Below are 15,850 nucleotides of genomic sequence, written 5' to 3'. Positions count from 1 at the left end.
AAATGTTTGAAGACTTAAAGCCCCATATTCAAGATTTACGCAAATGCCTGATTCGTATCACACTTGCGATTCTCATTACTTTTCTTGCTTCTTTTTATTTTTGGGAATTTATCTTAGATTGGATGGTTGCCCCTCTTAGCACTGCACTGCCAAATGGACGCGAAAGCGTAATCTTTACACAAGTAGGAGAAGCATTTTTTACAGCTATTAAAGTCGCATTCTTTAGTGGATTTATTTTTGCTTTGCCTGTGATTTTTTGGCAAATTTGGGCTTTTGTCGCACCGGGATTATACGATAATGAAAAAAAACTCGTTTTGCCCTTTGTCATCTTTGGGACTTTTTTCTTTTTATGTGGTTGCGCCTTTGCTTATTATATCGCCTTTCCCATTGGCTTTGGGTATCTCATTAACTTCGGCTCTCAACTCTTTACCGCACTTCCTAGCATTGGGGAATATGTGAGCTTCTTTGCTAAACTAATGGTTGGTTTTGGAATCTCTTTTGAACTGCCTGTGGTTACATTTTTTCTCGCCAAAATTGGACTTATTACAGATAGAACGCTAAAGGAATATTTCAAATATGCCATTGTGTTTATTTTTATCCTCGCGGCAATCCTCACTCCGCCTGATGTGCTTTCCCAATTTTTAATGGCGATTCCGCTTGTCTTGCTCTATGGATTGTCTATTTTCATCGCCAAAGTCGTGAATCCCTACCAAGCACCAGAAACCGATGAGGAGACAACAGAATAAATGCGTGAATTGCAATTGAGTAGCTATGACTACATTCTCCCAAAAGAGCGCATTGCCACACACCCCATATTCCCAAAAGAAGCAGCGAAATTATTGGTTTATGAGCGCGCAACCCACAAAATCACACACACAACTTTCAAGGAATTTGCGCAATTTCTCCCACGAGAAACTTTACTTGTGTTTAACAATACCAAAGTTTTGCCCGCAAGGCTCTATGGGACAAAAATCGTGCAAGATTCCAAAACACCTTATGGGAATGGTGCAAAAATTGAAGCACTTTTTCATAAAGAAATTGCTCCCAATGTTTATTTAATGCAATTCAAAGGACGCTTGAAAGTAGGACATTGGGTAGCTTTTGAGGGAGGGATTGTCGCGAGAATCCTTAAAAGCAATCCAAGTGATGCGCTTGGTGTGGGGTTCAAAGAAGCAGAGTTTTTTAAGATTCCCAATCTGCAAACTAATGCAAATCCCTCTTTGGATTCCTTAAAAGAACCTTTAAGTCGTCAGGAATTTTTTAACTTTTTAGAACATTTTGGACACATTCCCTTGCCCCCTTATATCAAGCGACACGACACGCAAGCGGATAAAAACGACTATCAAAGCGTGTTTGCCAAACATCTAGGAGCGATTGCCGCCCCTACTGCCTCCTTGCATTTCACCAAAGAGGCATATCAAAACCTTAAAGCACACTTCCAAAGCACAGAAATAACGCTCCATGTGGGTGCTGGAACTTTTGTAGGAGTGAGCGCAGAAAACATTTTAGAACACAAAATGCACAAGGAACATTTCTTTCTTTCGCAAGATTCCGCCAATAAGATTCAGAATGCCTCCCATATCACCGCGATTGGGACAACTGCTGCACGCACGATTGAAGCATTTGCTAGAAGTGGTGCTCTAAGCGGGGAATGCGATTTGTTTTTGCACCCACAAAACAAACCGCGCAAGACAAATGCGCTTCTTACTAATTTTCATTTGCCAAAGACTACGCTCTTAATGCTTGTGGCGTCTTTTATTGGTTTGGAAACCACCCAGCAGCTCTACCAAGAGGCAATTGCGAGAAATTATCGCTTTTACTCCTATGGAGACGGAATGCTAATCCTATAAGATTCCAAATGAGCTATACTTTACAAAACTCACAAATCACATTATTAGAATCTTATGCGAAACTATTATTGCATTGGAATGCTATCCATAGTTTAAGTGGGGCAAAGGATATTCCAAGCATTCAAAAAAACATTCAAGATTCGCTTTATCCTTTGAGTTTAAACGAACTTAAATTAGAAACAAAAACCTGTCTTTTAGATGTTGGTAGTGGCAATGGCTTCCCAAGCATTCCACTTGGAATCGCATTAAATATCCCCGCGATTCTATGCGAACCTAATGCAAAAAAAGCTGCTTTTTTGCAGAATGTTAAAGCGAATTTAAATTTAAAAAACTTTACAATTAAGCGTCAAAAAATAGAATTGCTAAAACTAGAAAGCAAACCGAATCTCATTACTTCAAGGGCGACCTTTAACGTAAAAGAGTTTTTGGAAAAATGCCGTGCGCAAATCACCAAAGAAACGACTATCCTACTCTATAAGGGTTCAAATTTTAAAAATGAGATTCCAAAAGACTTGGAATATATGCACTTTCAGAATGGTTTATTGCATTATCTTATGATTTCAGGGGAGAACTTGAAATGCTGAAATGGTTTTTATTGATTTTATTGCTTGTGGGGATATATCTTCTCTTTTTTCGCAAAAATACCGCCCCAACAAATCATTCCAAATCGCAAGATTCTATTATGCTGGAATGCACGCAATGTGGCACTTATGTTTCTAGCGAAGAAGTCATCATCAAAAATGGAAAATACTATTGCTCTAAAGAATGTGCGGCACTCTAATCAAGGATAAACTATGTTGATTTTAAACCACCCCTCTCTTGAATCCTTAAATATCCTCACGATTCATTCTAAAGAGCAAATCGCCAAAACATTGCCCTCTGATTTTTTGGTGCTTGCTTGCGATTCCTTTCAGCAAACTTTATCTTTAGCGCGTTTTTGTTGCGACAATACTCTTGCCTATGCAAGTCTTGTCAGCAGTGTCAAAGAGGCACTTCTGCTTATCAATTTAAATGTGCGATTCTTACTTTGCAAAGAAATAGACCTTGCGAAAACCTTGCAGAATCTCGCAGAAACTTATCTTTTTGACGCAAAGATTTTATTTTGTATCCAAGAGGAAGAAGAGATTGAAACCATTGCAAAATATGGTATAGACGGGGTGATTTTTGCAAGTCTTTGAATCTTTAGAATCTTTTGCGCCTTTTAACACGCTTGAGCAAAAGGATTTATTGGAATTAAACAAAATCGTAACTTTCAAAACTTTCACTCCTAAGCAAATCGTGCTTTATGAGCAAACAGAAGTGAATGCGTTGTTTTATTGTGTCAAAGGCTTATTGAAGCTCTACAAAGTCAATCGCTTTGAAAACGAAATCTTTTTGGGACTTTTAGAGAATGGATTATTGCTAGATTTGAACTTAGAAAATTGTGGGAAATTCGTTTCTTTTGCTAATATTGAATGTCTGCAAGATTCCCTTATTGCGTGCTTTGATGGCGAGAAGCTAGCCCAAGCCTTAAGGACAAATCCTCGCATTTTGGCTTTATTTTTTAAAGAAACTCTCAAAAAACTCCAACTCTTTGAGGAAGTAATCCAAAAAAACCTCATCTTTGATAGCACAGCTAAGATTGCTTGGAGTCTTTATTTTCATTTGGAGAGTTTTAACACATACAAAAAACAAGAAAATGCAAGTTTTTTAAATATCCAACCCGAAACGCTCTCAAGAACGCTTAAAAAACTTCATCGGGACAATATTATAAGCACCAACAAACAAGGAAAAATTGAAATATTAAACCCACAAAAACTTTACGATATTTTTAAACAGGATTAGCAATGACTATTACAATTCGCCTCATTATACTTGGGATTCTCACTACTTTTTGTATCTCTGTGATGATTTTATCTGTCATCTTTATCAACCGACTTGGAATCCAAGATGGCTATATTATTAATATTGCCGGAAAAGAGCGAATGCTGACACAGAAAATCACAAAAGAAATCTTTATGATAAATTCTCAAAATAGTCAAGACTATACTGCACTCAACTTAGCGATAGAAGAATTTGAAAATAACCTACATATTCTGCGCTTTGGCGATGACACAAAAGACATTAATCCTCCAACCAAACAAGCCATTATCACAAAACTAGAAGCAATCAATACGCGATGGATAGACTTTAAAGCATTGGTAGAAGATTTTAAGGATATTTCTAGCAAGCTTTATGAGGATAGAAAATTTTTAGATGAAAACAATACTAAAATGCTTATTTTATCTGACAATATCGTCAAAGCAATGGTGGAATCCCAAATATCTAGCAACCTGATTGACGATTCTGGACGCCAACGTATGCTCACGCAACGTATGGCATATTTAATGATGCACCATCTCTACATTTGGAATGATAAATCCTATCGTGATTTTAAAGAGAGTTATAATCTCTATGATACGATTATCACAGATTTTTATCAAAATTCCACCTACAAACGCACTCCAAAACTTGCAAAATCCATTCAAGAAGCTTATGAATTTTGGCAAATCTATTCCCAACATATTGACAAGGTATTGGGCTTGCAAGAACATATTGTGAGGGATTTAAAGCAAATCACCACACAAAATACCGCTATTTTAGACGAAATAGACTGGACGGTCAATCTTTATTCGGATATTTCTATTCACTTGCGCACTTATTTAGAAAAATTCCAATATACTGCGGCTTTTATTATGCTTCTGCTTGCACTCTATTCTCTTGACAATCTCTTGCGCATTAAAACACATTTAAAACATTTCCTAAACAAAATACAACTTCTTGCAAGCGGAAAGCTCAATAGTAATCTAGCCGAAACTATTCAACTAGAGGGAGAAAGCGAACTTTCCCAAGCCTCGCAGAATCTCTCACATTTCTTGCAGCAAATAGAATCAACCAAAAAAACTTCCAAACAAGCCATTGATTTGAGCGAACTGATTAATGAGGAAATCACAAACATTAGTGAGGAGATTCGGCATAAACTTGCCTTTGCAAAAATTAGCGAAGAAAGACGCAAGAGCATAGAAAATTCTATCAGCCTAAGCGAAGACATTGCAATCCAATCTAGCGAACAGCTTATCATTACCGCAAGATTGCTTGACAAGCTTCACAGAATCCTAGAAGAAATGGAAAATTGTTGCGAGTAGCCCTATTTTCTCCAAAACCGATTGAAAACTTGAAAATGTCTAGGCTGATAAAGGTTGATAAGATAAGTTGCAAAAACTGCAATACTTCCTCCAATGAGCGTTAAAGCACTTGGAATCTCATCTAAAATAATAAAACTACTCACCAACGCCGTAACAGGAACAAGCAAATTAAACGAGCTTGCTTGCGCTGCCCCTATACGCGCAACTCCTAAATAATAAATACTTGTTCCAATCGCCGTAGATAAGACCGCCACAATAAACATCATCCACCAGAATCTAGGCTCAAAAGTAAAAATATCCAACATTGCCGGTTGAAAGACGAAAATAGGCGAACACAAAAGCACGCTAAAAAATGTAACATAGAAATTAATCGCCACAGGGTGGATTTTGATATTCCGACTTATAAGCGTTAGGATTGCCCAATCCAATGCGCAAAACACAAAAAGTAAATTAAACTTGCCAAAAAGCTGCTGCCAACTCCCTAAGTTTAGCAGACAAAGCCCTGCAAGGATTCCTAAAAATAAGCCTAAGATTTCGTTCTTTTTCATTTTTTTTGTGGAATCTTTTTTAATCTTATAAAGACCAAAAGTCAAAAGATAAGCAAACACAGGAATTAAAGCCTGCACAAGCACACCACTTTTCCCCGCACTACCATAGTTTAAGCCGATAAAATACATCAAAGAATACAAGCCATTGCAAAGAGCAGTTAGTAAGAGAAATTTAAGAGATTGCCTATCAAGACGCAAAGGAATCCTTAAAAAAATCACGATGAAAAAAGAGGCGACAAAAGCGAAAAAGAAACGCCAAAAGGTAACTATATCCGCACTTGCATACTCAACTAATACTTTGCTAGCAGCCCACGAAGTGCCCCAAAAGCTCATTGTTACTACAAGCAAAAAATAAAAAAGATTATTTTTCATTATAATGCTTTTCTAGGTTTTCAAGGCGGATTTCATATTCCTTTTGCATTTTGACCAAATTTGCTGTTGCGGTAATTTGGTTTAATAACACCCAAAGACTAAGTGAGGCAAAAATAATCACGACACAGCAGGCAATTAAAGAAATCTTAATTGCTTTTGTTGCCGTAGCCTGTGCGCGTTCTAAGTTATCTTGTTGTTTTTTATCTTGCATAGCAATCCTTTAAGTTGTTTGAAGTTTTTTAAAATAATGAAAAAGAGCTACAACGAAAGAAAAAATAGACAGAATCATCACAATGCTAGCCCCTGCTTGTAAGTCATAAAAATAAGCTAGCGCGATTCCACATAGCATACAAACCAATGAAATCAAACTCGCTCCTAACATCATTTTTGCAAGAGAAGTTGTAAAGATTTCACTGCAATAAGCCGGTATGCTCAAAAGTGCCACAATGAGGATAATCCCGACTGAACGCATAGAAATCACAATCCCCAATGCAATTAAAATCATCAAAAAGACGCTAAAAAATCTTGTATTAATGCCTTGCAGTTGCGTAAATTCACTATCATAAGAAATTCCCAAAATCACCCGATAGTTAAGCCAAACAAAAACAATTAGAAACAAACCAAAACAAGCCATAAGATAAATATCATTCTCTGTAATGCTCAAAATACTACCAAACAAGTATCCCATAAAATCCTTATTGTAGCCCGGAGTTAATTCCACTAGAATGATACCCAATGCCATACCAAATGCCCATAATGAGCCAATAAGAGAATCCAAACGCTCTTTTGCAAAAAGCAGCATATAGGCTAAAAGAATCGCACAAAATACGCTAAACCCCATTGCCCCAACCAAGATTGGCAAGCCCAAAAACGCTGCGATTCCAACCCCTCCATACACACTATGAGCAATCCCTCCTGCAACAAATACCATACGATTCGTTACAACAAGTGCGCCGATGATTCCACAAATAATACTCGTGCAAAACGCACCCCAAAGAGCATTTTGCACAAAAGTATATCCTAAAAGATCAATCAACTAGCCACTCCAAATTTTCTTCATTTAATTCAAGCTTAATTCTATCCATTTTCACATTAGCATTAAGATATTTTGTAATCTCAAGCATATCAATGAGGGCATTGCGTATGCAGCTTGTCGCACCGGGGCTTGGAGTCATATTAAAGGTAATGCCCTCTCCACTTTGAATCTTTTTCTCACCCAAGATGAGCTTTTTTTGTTTCTTATCAAGCACTTGCGGACGGATTCCACCAAAACCACTAGCATAGGTTAATTCCTCTAAAGTCAGAGAGGGAATAATTTTTTGTGCCTCTTTGATAAAGAATTTTTTACCAATTATTGGGATTTCATACAAGAAATTTCGTAAAATATAATTACGAATCTCACTATCTGAAAACAAATCCCACATAATTTTAGTTGTCGCCGCCTCTCCAAAACCGGAAGTTTTAAAGAAATCTAAATAAGTTCCGGGCTTGAATCTCTCTAGTTTCGGCAAGGAAAGGGCTGTCGGACCTAAGCGATTCTTCCCATTTGCCACGACATCAGGGTCTCCGTGAATTGCTGCAAAGGGCAATTTTGGGTGTTGCACCGTATAGACTTTGCCCCTTAGTTTATCACTTGGGATAAAGAAAAAGCTACCCGCCACAGGCAGACAACCAAGATCCAAACCAAATCCCATATTTTGCGCCAAAAGCAAGGAATGCGCACCCGCATTCACAAGCACAAAAGATGCAGTAATGGGCTCTTTGTCTTTTGCGCGCAATGTATATTTTCCATCTCCTTGCTTGATAATATCTCTCACTTGATAATTAAACTCTGCTTTGTGCTCACCAAATACGCTTTGTTCAATCATATGATGCGCCACAGAACAAAAATTCATTGCACAAAAACTCTTGCGCACTCCAGAAGCTACGACATTTTCTACCCTATCACTCCCGTCTGCCATTTTAATGACATTGGGTTCAATCTCCTTAATGTCCTCTTTGGTAAAAAATTCCAATTCTGGATAAATTTCTTTAAATTCTTGATGACGTTTTTGCATAAATTCTACTTCTTTATCGCCTACACCAATTGCTATTTTTTGATATTCAAAGATACTTTTGTTTTGTAGTTGATGAAAGAGTGCGTAAGAGACTAGCATTTTTGCCGACCTTGCGACCTTTTTCGCTTTTTCAAAGGTATAATTTGTTTCAATATCTCCTGCGTGAATGGTTTGAGAATTGTTATTGCCACTAGAGCTAAGTGATGCGGGCTCGGAATACTTTTCTAGCAAAATCACTCTTTTCAAATCTGTATAATGCGTCAAAACATAAAATAATGCACTTCCAGAAATCCCACCTCCAATAATTGCCACATCATAAGAATTATTCATTTTTACCTCCTAAACTTTAGAGTTCCACAAACCCATAAGCTCCACTTCGCAAAAATGTTCGCTTTCTCTATGAGAATCGCAAGGAACATTCATATTGCTTGGCAAGTTATGTGTCGTAACTTCTTTATTAACATATAAAACTTTTTTTGCGCAACTTAGCAAAACAGATACATCGTGACTAATCATTATGATAGTCTTTTCTTGATTGATTTGTCGCAACAAATCATAGATTTCTTTTTGGTTTTTCTGGTCTATACTTGCGGTGGGTTCATCTAAGATCAAAAGATTCGGATTCCCACACAATGCACGCGCAATCAACACTCTTTGACGTTGCCCTCCAGAAAGTTCTCCCACTTTTTTATACGCATAAGATTCCATATGGAATTGCTTTAATTTCTCCATTGCGATTTCTTTTGCATTTTTGGGCAACAATCCACCAAAAAGTTTTGGTTTTAAAAATCCCATCATCACAACCTCAAGTGCCGTAATAGGGAAATGACGATTTAAAAAAGTATTTTGTGGCACATAACCAATCTGCAAATCTTTACTTTTGATGATTTCGCCACCTGTGGGCTTCAATAATCCGACTAAAAGACGCGCCAATGTGCTTTTGCCACCGCCATTTGGTCCAATGACTGCCCAAAAATCACCTTCACAAATCGTCCAATCCACATTATACAAAATTCGTTCTTTGGTAAAATAAAATTTAACATTTTTGCATTCAATAATTTTTTTGTCATTTTGGATTTGCATTATCAAAATCACTTTCTAAAAACAAATTTCGCATACCATAAATGCGATGAATTAGCAATTTGTCTTGATTGATACCCTGTATATCTTTGCCAATTTCAAGTGGAGTAATTGCAATTTTACCGATAATTTTTCTTCCTTCTTGTGTTTCATTTTGTAGCGTTCTTAATCCCCAAATGTCGTGTAGGATATAAATTTGCCCATCTAGCTGCCCAAGATAAAGCATAATATGTCCCCTCATACCAAACAATGTTCCAAATGGAATCGCATTTTGCAAAATCATTGCTTTCTTTTGCTCTACATTGAAAGCACTCAAATCAAAATACAAATCTTGGGTGTCTTTTGCAGGATTCTGTCGTATTTGCGCTTGTGAATTTCTAGGCAGATAGAATCCAAAATTTCCTAAAATATCTCGCAAAAACATAGAACAATCTCTATTTCCAAACATTCCACCCCAACCATATTTTTCACCTATGATTCCTTGTGCTAAAAAAGCAACCTTTTGACTAGAAAAACTCATCGGGAATTTTGCAAAGGAATCTTGGTCTAATACCACTTGACGCGCATAAGCATATCCGCGAGAATCGCGTAAAAAAATTTGACTTTCGTATTTACTTCTAGTGCTTCCAAGTAGGGGCAAAAGCATACCAATGCGTGCAGATTCTAAATACTCTTGATGATAATTCTTGATGGGTGTTAAGTCTTTTGTAACTACCAAAAAATCTTTTGTCTGCTTCAAATCTCTCACTTGATTATCGTTGAGGATTCCGACATCTAATGTCAAAATCCACCCACTGACAAATCCACTCTCCACAAATGCCCATTTCTTTGAACGCGAATAGTGTGTGATAAGCACAGGAGTGCCCAAATAAATAGAGGAATTTTGCCAATAATCAAAAGGAAATCCCTCCCCCGCCTCGCTTGGGTTGTAGAATCTTGGTTTATTGGTAGGCAAAACGCGTAAATTGGAACTTCGTGTAATAATTGCTGGTTTTTTCACGCTTGGATAAGCGTCCAAATTGGCTTCAAACTCCAACAATTCAATTTCTTTTTTTTGATAAGGTAGTAAATTTTCTCCAAAGCCCAACTTTTGATAGGCTGCATTCAAACTCCACCGCATTTCTTCCACACTATATCTGGGTTGCTTTTCAAAAGGAGAAAAAAATTGTGTCAAATATTCTTGTTTTAGCATTACTTGCTCGGAATGCTTTAAACTTCGTGATTCTTTGACAAAAGGCTCTAAATCTTGCGCAGGGAGATTGATGAGAATCTCTTGTGGATTCCCTAATCTTGCACAACCACTAAAAATTAATAAAGGAATTAATCCCATAATGAAAAATATTGAGATTTTTATTTTTATCATCATTGATTTTCTCATCTTAACCATTGCACATTTTTATAAAATTCCTCATCAAATCCTACAATAACCCCGTTCGGATATTCAATCACAGGTCGCTTAATTAACATAGGTTGTTTTATGAGCCATTCCTCAATCTCTGCTGAAGTTAATTCCAAATTCTTCAATCCCAAGTTTCTATAAGTTGTACCTTTTTTATTGAATAGTGCCTCTAGGCTAACAAACTCTAACCAATGCTCTAAATCTTTATGCGTTGGAGAAATGGCTTTGAAATCTACAAATTGATAGGGAATTGCTTTAGATTCTAAGAAGTTCAATGCCTTTTTAACGCTTCCGCAGTTTTTAATCCCATAAACTCTTATCATTTCATTCCTTTTAAAACATTTTCAATGCAAAAATATAAAAAATAATCCCTACAAATATGCTTAATACGGAGTTTTTAGATAGGATAAAACACACGCTAGCACAGAGAATCCCTCCAATTTCATAAGCCCCATAAGTCTCACTCCAAGCAGTATCTTTGAGACTAAAAAACACAAGAAGCGTCATAATAAGCAAAGGCATTGTTTCTTGCAAATAACGCAACAAGGGATTATGGGTTGCATTTTTAAGCGCGAAAAAAGGTAAGAATCGCGTCAAAGCAGTGCCAAAAGATGCGGCAAAAATTGCCCAACAAATATAAAGCGTATCTAAATCCTCATTGATTTGCACTTCCATATCTACCCCTCGTTAGATAGCTTTTGTGTCTTGCTTTCATTCGCTGCAATCCATTTTCTAAAAACCAACAAAATTACGATTCCACACACCATACTTAAAATCAAAAATTGCTCATTTGGAAAAATAAGAAGCCCTAAGATTCCAAGCACCAAGGCAAGATAAAAAGGCTTTTTGTTTGCGGAATTTCGTAATAATGCTAGAGTGAGCACACTAAAGAGTGCTGTTAATGCAAACTCAACACCATCGGGTTGGAATCCCAACTTCTCACCCAAAAAGATTCCAACTCCACAACCAAATACCCAATAAAGATGGTCAAAAAAAGTGATATAAAGGTAGTTTTTTTCTATTTCCTTTTGGCTAAGATTCAAAGTTTCTTTATTGGTTTTTAACACCGCAAATGTTTCGTCTGTAAGCCCAAAAAGAATGTAATATTTGCCAATACCAAAACTCTTGATTTCATCAGTAATTGCCAAAGAATAAAACATATGGCGAATATTAAGGAGAAATGAAGCAAGGGCAATCTGAAAAAATCCAGCGTGGATTGCAAGCAAGGAAACAAGCAAAAACTGCCCTGCTCCTGTAAAAATTAAAATTGAACTCAAAATGCCAAAGTACCAAGCCAATTGCAATTTAGAAAATAGAATCCCAAATGCGATTCCAAGAGGCAAATAGCCCATAAATACCGGTAATGTCTGCACAAAACTTCTAAAAAGCATTAATGAAGCAAATCCTTAAGAATTAACCCGCAATATCAAGTCTTGGAATATAAGAATTGCTTGCTGCATTTGCCGTATAACTTTTTATCGCATAGGCGGCAAGCGCATTTTCAAGAAATGGCTTTCTCTCTTGCGCGTCTGAAGTATTTGCATTTACGGATTCTATATTGGCAAAATCCCGATTCATAGAACCCTCTGAACTCTTAGAATCTAGCCCTTGAGAATCTTGCGTATTGCTAGAATCCTCTGTTTGTTGCTTGATTTCCTCTGTTCGCTCTGCTGCTTGTTCGCTTCTTGCCTGTGCTTCCATTTGTGCAGCATTCGCCGCTACTTTATAATCTTGTGGGCTTGGGTCTGCCGGAGCCATCGCAGCAGAAACAATTTGACGCGCATTTTGGATAGTTTCCTCTGGCGTCCTACCCTCTTTCATAGAGATTGGCACTTCACCGGAAGTCGCATACATTTTACCATCTGGTCCGCGCGTATAACCAAAAGTAGCACCTCCACTGACTACACCCGCTCCTGCCCCAATATGTGCCGCTTCGTGCGCACGCACGCTCGCATCAATTGCAGCTAACTCACGCACATATTGTTGCTTGCTTGGGTCTAGCTTTTCGCCATTAGGAGATTCTGGTGCAGTTATGTCTGTATTTTGCGATTCCTTTTCATTGGCTGCTTCATTAAATGGCACACTCTGCGAATCTCGCGCACCAAAAGTTTTTTGAGAATTTTGTGTCTGAAAATCATTGGAGTAATTTTGCAAGTTAAAATAAGAGTTTGTTCCTATCTGCATTGTTGCTCCTTTCATTTGAAATTATTTCATTATAGCCAAAATTAGAATAAGAATTGATAAATCCTGCAATTCTTTCAAGGCGCGTAAAAATTGCAGAATCTTAAATCAAACCTTAAAGGAATCTAATTGACTATTTAACGCACTCGCCTTTTGAGAAATTTCTTTAGAGATTCCATCAATCAAATGCACTGCCTTGCTGTTTTCATCAGTTAATCTCTGCACTTCACTGACTTGTTTTAAAATATCATTCACCGCCTCAAAAAGTTCGTTTGTTTTCTGCAAGGATTGAGAAGAGGCTTCTACGGCATCTTCTAAAGACTTCACGCTTGTTTCTAAATCATCTGTGCCTTCTATTGAAGCGTCTGCGATACTGATAGTGTTTTGTACATTTGCCCCCATTGCATTATTCGCATCAGAAACAGATTGGATAATCGTATTGACTACCGCATTGATTTCACCTAAACTTTTTTGTGTGCGTTCCGCTAGTTTGCGCACTTCATCGGCAACAACTGCGAATCCTCTTCCTGCTCCTCCTGCGCGTGCCGCTTCTATATTGGCATTTAACGCAAGTAAGCTTGTATGGTCGGCAATTTCTGCGATAATAGTTAAAACACCCTTGATTTTATCTGTTTCTTGCGCAGTTTGTGAAAGACGTTCCGCAATATCCCGTTCTGTGCTGACATTCCCTTGCACTTCGTTAATTACTTTTAACAAAAGTTCTTTTGTCTTAGCAAGCTGCTTAGCAGAATCTTGAATATCGTGCGCACTTTTTTGCACTAAAGCCATAGAATCGTTTAGCATTAATTCAATATTATTGCCAAGCTTCGTGCTTCGCTCTACAATTTGCACCAAACATTCAATGCGTTCGTCAATTTCTTTTGATGCGTTAGAAAGTTGTGTGGATTGCAAAATATTTTGATGACTTGCGTCCTTTGCGTCTGCAACGGTATTATCAATCTTTTGGATAAAGTCATTGATATAAGAACTTGCTTTCGCAATCTCATCTTCATTTTTAATTGGCAGACGTTTCGTTAAATCTCCCTCCCCTTGTGAAAGGTCATAAGCCACATTCGCAAGATTTGAAATTGGATTAAACACCCAACGATTAAACAAGAAAAGCAAGACGAGTAAAGCAATGATACTAACACTCACCATCCAAAACAGAATCTTAAACTGAATCTCTTGGGAGCGATTCATCAATTCTTGGCTTGAAATTTGCATTTCAGCCACTCCTAACACCTCTCCTGCTTGTGAAGTCGCGTGACACATCAAACAAGAATCCTCTGCAATGATAGGCTTTGCCATCAAATAACCTTGGTCGTTATCCGCTTTATAGGTTCTGATAAATTCTTTTTTGCTCTTAAAGACTTCCAAAATCTCTGGAGCTGTGGTATAAGCTTTACTCAAGCCCATTAACTCAATAATCGCTTGAGAGGGGAAAACTTCCATATTTGTGATACCCGGAACTTTCTTAGAGCCCTCAATAAATCCGCCAATGATTTCTGGATCTCCCGTATTCATCGCGACTTTCAAGCCCTCAAAAAGCATAGCATTTAACTGATGCAACTCATTAGTAGAACTGCTTTGGGCAATAGTGTCAAAACCTCTTAACAAATTATAATGAACCATTCCCAAAAGAGCTAACAAAAATACAATAATCATTACGATGATTTTAGCTCGGATTGTCTTTAGCATTAATTGCCTCTCTCATGATAGCTTACAAAACTTAAAGCTTAATCAATATTTATGCTATTATAGCAATGCTATTATAAAAATTGGTTAAACTTTGTTTCTCTAGTGCAATTAATCAAATCATTTAAAATAGCTTGGACTATTGATTTTTGATTTGTATCGGTAGCTCAATCTTAAACTCCGCCCCCTCTTTTTCATTGACAAATGTGATTCTCCCCTCCATTTTATCTAAAATCATTTGCGCCATTGCTAACCCCATTCCACTACCACTTCCTTTAGTGGTGAAAAATGCGTCAAATATCTTTCTCGCAATTCCTGTATTAATCCCTCCTCCATTGTCTTGCACGCGAATCACGCAGACTTTAACTCCTGCAATATTTTGTTCCATTGCACAATGAATGCGGATTTTTCCCTCTTTAATTTCTCCATTATTGAGGCGCGCCTTGATAGCATCAATCGCATTATCTAATAAAACAATCATTACTTGCTGCAATTCGTTTTTGTTTGCATAAGTTTTGAGCTGCTTCTTTTCCTTACAGGGCTGCATTTTGATACTGATTCTTTTATCCACAAGCCCATAAAACAATTCCAACATTTCTTTGATTGCATAATAAATTTCAAATTCCTCTTCATTCTTGCTAGGATTGTAAAATTCTCGGAATGCGTCAATCGTCTTGGACATAAAGTCAATTTGTTTTGCCATCATTTGAATATATTTTTCAAAATTTTCACTATTTAATTCATTGTATTGATTCATTTCTTTGAGATTCTGGCAAAGCAGATAGAGAGAGTTTAAAGGCTGTTTCCACTGATGTGCGATATTTCCTAGCATTTTGCCCATTGCTTCTTCTTTGTTTTTCTGCATTAAGACTACGCGTTTATTGCTCAATTCATTTTCTAGTTTTGCAATATCTGAAATATCCACAAATGCAAAGTATAGGGTGATTTTTTGGGCGAAGTTCATAAAGTGAATAGAGACAACCACAGGGATAGTGGAATCCGCTACGCATAAATCTAAACGAAAGTTTTGACGCAATTTGCTTTGTTTGAGTTGGGTGATTTTTTCAAATACAGACTTTTTATGCGTCTTATCACTAAACAATTCTAAAATATTATGATTTAAGATTTCCCCTCCAAACAGATTCAAGGCTGCGTTATTGCGCCTGATAATTTTCAAATCCTCATCTTGTGCTAGAATAATCGCATTAAGGCTATTTTCAAACAAATAATCGTAAGTATAATCACTCTTGAGCCTCTGTGCAATCTCATATTCAATCTGATTAGCAAGCTCTTTGCCTAAGCTCTCAATTTGCATATTTTTATTCAATAACTCACTTTCAAGCTTTTCTTTGTTTTTCATTTCATCTAAAAGCTTTCTATAATTTAAAAACAAATAAATAATGATTCCAAAAAAACAAACTGCAAGCCCAAAAAATAGAATCGCAAGCGAATAATTCTCATTCCAATTAGATAGCCATTCCACCGATTCTCCCTGATACATTTA

19 protein-coding genes are annotated in these 15,850 nt (G+C 37.1%); 7 read left to right on the top strand and 12 right to left on the bottom strand.

What is annotated here, in order from left to right; genetic code table 11:
• Positions 1-2: 2 nt before the first annotated feature.
• Genes tatC through HDT10_RS00210 form a run of 7 tightly spaced genes read left to right on the top strand, consistent with a single transcriptional unit; the run spans position 3 to position 5,014 of the window.
• Positions 3-746: a twin-arginine translocase subunit TatC gene (gene tatC, locus HDT10_RS00240; RefSeq protein WP_290878706.1), complete on the top strand. Its 744-nt coding sequence runs from the start codon at positions 3-5 to the stop codon at positions 744-746.
• Positions 747-1,850 carry a tRNA preQ1(34) S-adenosylmethionine ribosyltransferase-isomerase QueA gene (gene queA, locus HDT10_RS00235; protein ID WP_290878705.1) on the top strand — a complete coding sequence of 368 codons (1,104 nt, stop codon included), beginning with the start codon at positions 747-749 and terminating at the stop codon, positions 1,848-1,850.
• An 8-nt stretch (positions 1,851-1,858) separates the two neighbouring features.
• Positions 1,859-2,434, top strand: a complete 576-nt coding sequence (gene rsmG / locus HDT10_RS00230) for a 16S rRNA (guanine(527)-N(7))-methyltransferase RsmG (RefSeq protein WP_290878703.1) — start codon at positions 1,859-1,861, stop codon at positions 2,432-2,434.
• Positions 2,428-2,631, top strand: a complete 204-nt coding sequence (locus HDT10_RS00225) for a PP0621 family protein (protein WP_290878701.1) — start codon at positions 2,428-2,430, stop codon at positions 2,629-2,631. Before rsmG ends, HDT10_RS00225 begins: the two co-directional genes overlap by 7 nt.
• A gap of 13 nt (positions 2,632-2,644) precedes the next feature.
• Entirely contained in the window at positions 2,645-3,028 is a 384-nt protein-coding gene (locus HDT10_RS00220) for a hypothetical protein (RefSeq protein ID WP_290878699.1), read from the top strand.
• Positions 3,015-3,674 (top strand): Crp/Fnr family transcriptional regulator, encoded by a 660-nt coding sequence (locus HDT10_RS00215; protein WP_290878697.1) that lies wholly within the window; start codon positions 3,015-3,017, stop codon positions 3,672-3,674. The genes HDT10_RS00220 and HDT10_RS00215 overlap by 14 nt, the downstream gene beginning before the upstream one ends.
• Before the next feature lie 2 nt (positions 3,675-3,676).
• Complete coding sequence (locus tag HDT10_RS00210; RefSeq protein WP_290878695.1) at positions 3,677-5,014, top strand: type IV pili methyl-accepting chemotaxis transducer N-terminal domain-containing protein; 1,338 nt, start codon at positions 3,677-3,679, stop codon at positions 5,012-5,014.
• A 2-nt stretch (positions 5,015-5,016) separates the two neighbouring features.
• Here HDT10_RS00210 and HDT10_RS00205 read toward each other — a convergent pair whose 3' ends face one another.
• The 12 genes from HDT10_RS00205 to HDT10_RS00150 form a co-directional block, all read right to left on the bottom strand.
• Positions 5,017-5,934 (bottom strand): DMT family transporter, encoded by a 918-nt coding sequence (locus HDT10_RS00205; protein WP_290878693.1) that lies wholly within the window; start codon positions 5,932-5,934, stop codon positions 5,017-5,019.
• Positions 5,924-6,145 carry a DUF5408 family protein gene (locus HDT10_RS00200; RefSeq protein WP_290878691.1) on the bottom strand — a complete coding sequence of 74 codons (222 nt, stop codon included), beginning with the start codon at positions 6,143-6,145 and terminating at the stop codon, positions 5,924-5,926. Before HDT10_RS00200 ends, HDT10_RS00205 begins: the two co-directional genes overlap by 11 nt.
• A 9-nt stretch (positions 6,146-6,154) precedes the next feature.
• Positions 6,155-6,970 carry a metal ABC transporter permease gene (locus HDT10_RS00195; RefSeq protein WP_290878689.1) on the bottom strand — a complete coding sequence of 272 codons (816 nt, stop codon included), beginning with the start codon at positions 6,968-6,970 and terminating at the stop codon, positions 6,155-6,157.
• Positions 6,963-8,321, bottom strand: coding sequence for an FAD-dependent oxidoreductase (locus HDT10_RS00190; protein WP_290878687.1), 1,359 nt, complete (start codon positions 8,319-8,321; stop codon positions 6,963-6,965). Before HDT10_RS00190 ends, HDT10_RS00195 begins: the two co-directional genes overlap by 8 nt.
• A 9-nt stretch (positions 8,322-8,330) precedes the next feature.
• On the bottom strand, positions 8,331-9,074 hold the full coding sequence (locus tag HDT10_RS00185; RefSeq protein ID WP_290878685.1) for a metal ABC transporter ATP-binding protein: 744 nt from the start codon (positions 9,072-9,074) through the stop codon (positions 8,331-8,333).
• Complete coding sequence (locus tag HDT10_RS00180; RefSeq protein ID WP_290878683.1) at positions 9,058-10,437, bottom strand: SH3 domain-containing C40 family peptidase; 1,380 nt, start codon at positions 10,435-10,437, stop codon at positions 9,058-9,060. Before HDT10_RS00180 ends, HDT10_RS00185 begins: the two co-directional genes overlap by 17 nt.
• Before the next feature lie 8 nt (positions 10,438-10,445).
• Positions 10,446-10,793, bottom strand: a complete 348-nt coding sequence (locus HDT10_RS00175) for an arsenate reductase family protein (RefSeq protein ID WP_290878681.1) — start codon at positions 10,791-10,793, stop codon at positions 10,446-10,448.
• Between the two features lie 10 nt (positions 10,794-10,803).
• A complete protein-coding gene (locus HDT10_RS00170; RefSeq protein ID WP_290878680.1) occupies positions 10,804-11,145 on the bottom strand; it encodes a branched-chain amino acid transporter permease in 342 nt (113 codons plus the stop codon).
• A 2-nt stretch (positions 11,146-11,147) separates the two neighbouring features.
• Positions 11,148-11,861, bottom strand: coding sequence for an AzlC family ABC transporter permease (locus HDT10_RS00165; protein WP_290878678.1), 714 nt, complete (start codon positions 11,859-11,861; stop codon positions 11,148-11,150).
• A 22-nt stretch (positions 11,862-11,883) separates the two neighbouring features.
• Complete coding sequence (locus HDT10_RS00160) at positions 11,884-12,654, bottom strand: putative metalloprotease CJM1_0395 family protein (RefSeq protein WP_290878676.1); 771 nt, start codon at positions 12,652-12,654, stop codon at positions 11,884-11,886.
• 105 nt (positions 12,655-12,759) lie between these two features.
• Positions 12,760-14,349, bottom strand: a complete 1,590-nt coding sequence (locus HDT10_RS00155) for a methyl-accepting chemotaxis protein (protein ID WP_290878673.1) — start codon at positions 14,347-14,349, stop codon at positions 12,760-12,762.
• A 136-nt stretch (positions 14,350-14,485) separates the two neighbouring features.
• Positions 14,486-15,829 (bottom strand): PAS domain-containing sensor histidine kinase, encoded by a 1,344-nt coding sequence (locus tag HDT10_RS00150; RefSeq protein ID WP_290878670.1) that lies wholly within the window; start codon positions 15,827-15,829, stop codon positions 14,486-14,488.
• Positions 15,830-15,850: the final 21 nt, after the last annotated feature.

The sequence above is a fragment of the Helicobacter sp. genome (assembly GCF_014799995.1).
Taxonomy (GTDB): Bacteria; Campylobacterota; Campylobacteria; order Campylobacterales; family Helicobacteraceae; genus Helicobacter_D.
Note: the sequence above shows the minus strand (reverse complement) of the source record. Positions and strands in the feature narration are given on the sequence as shown.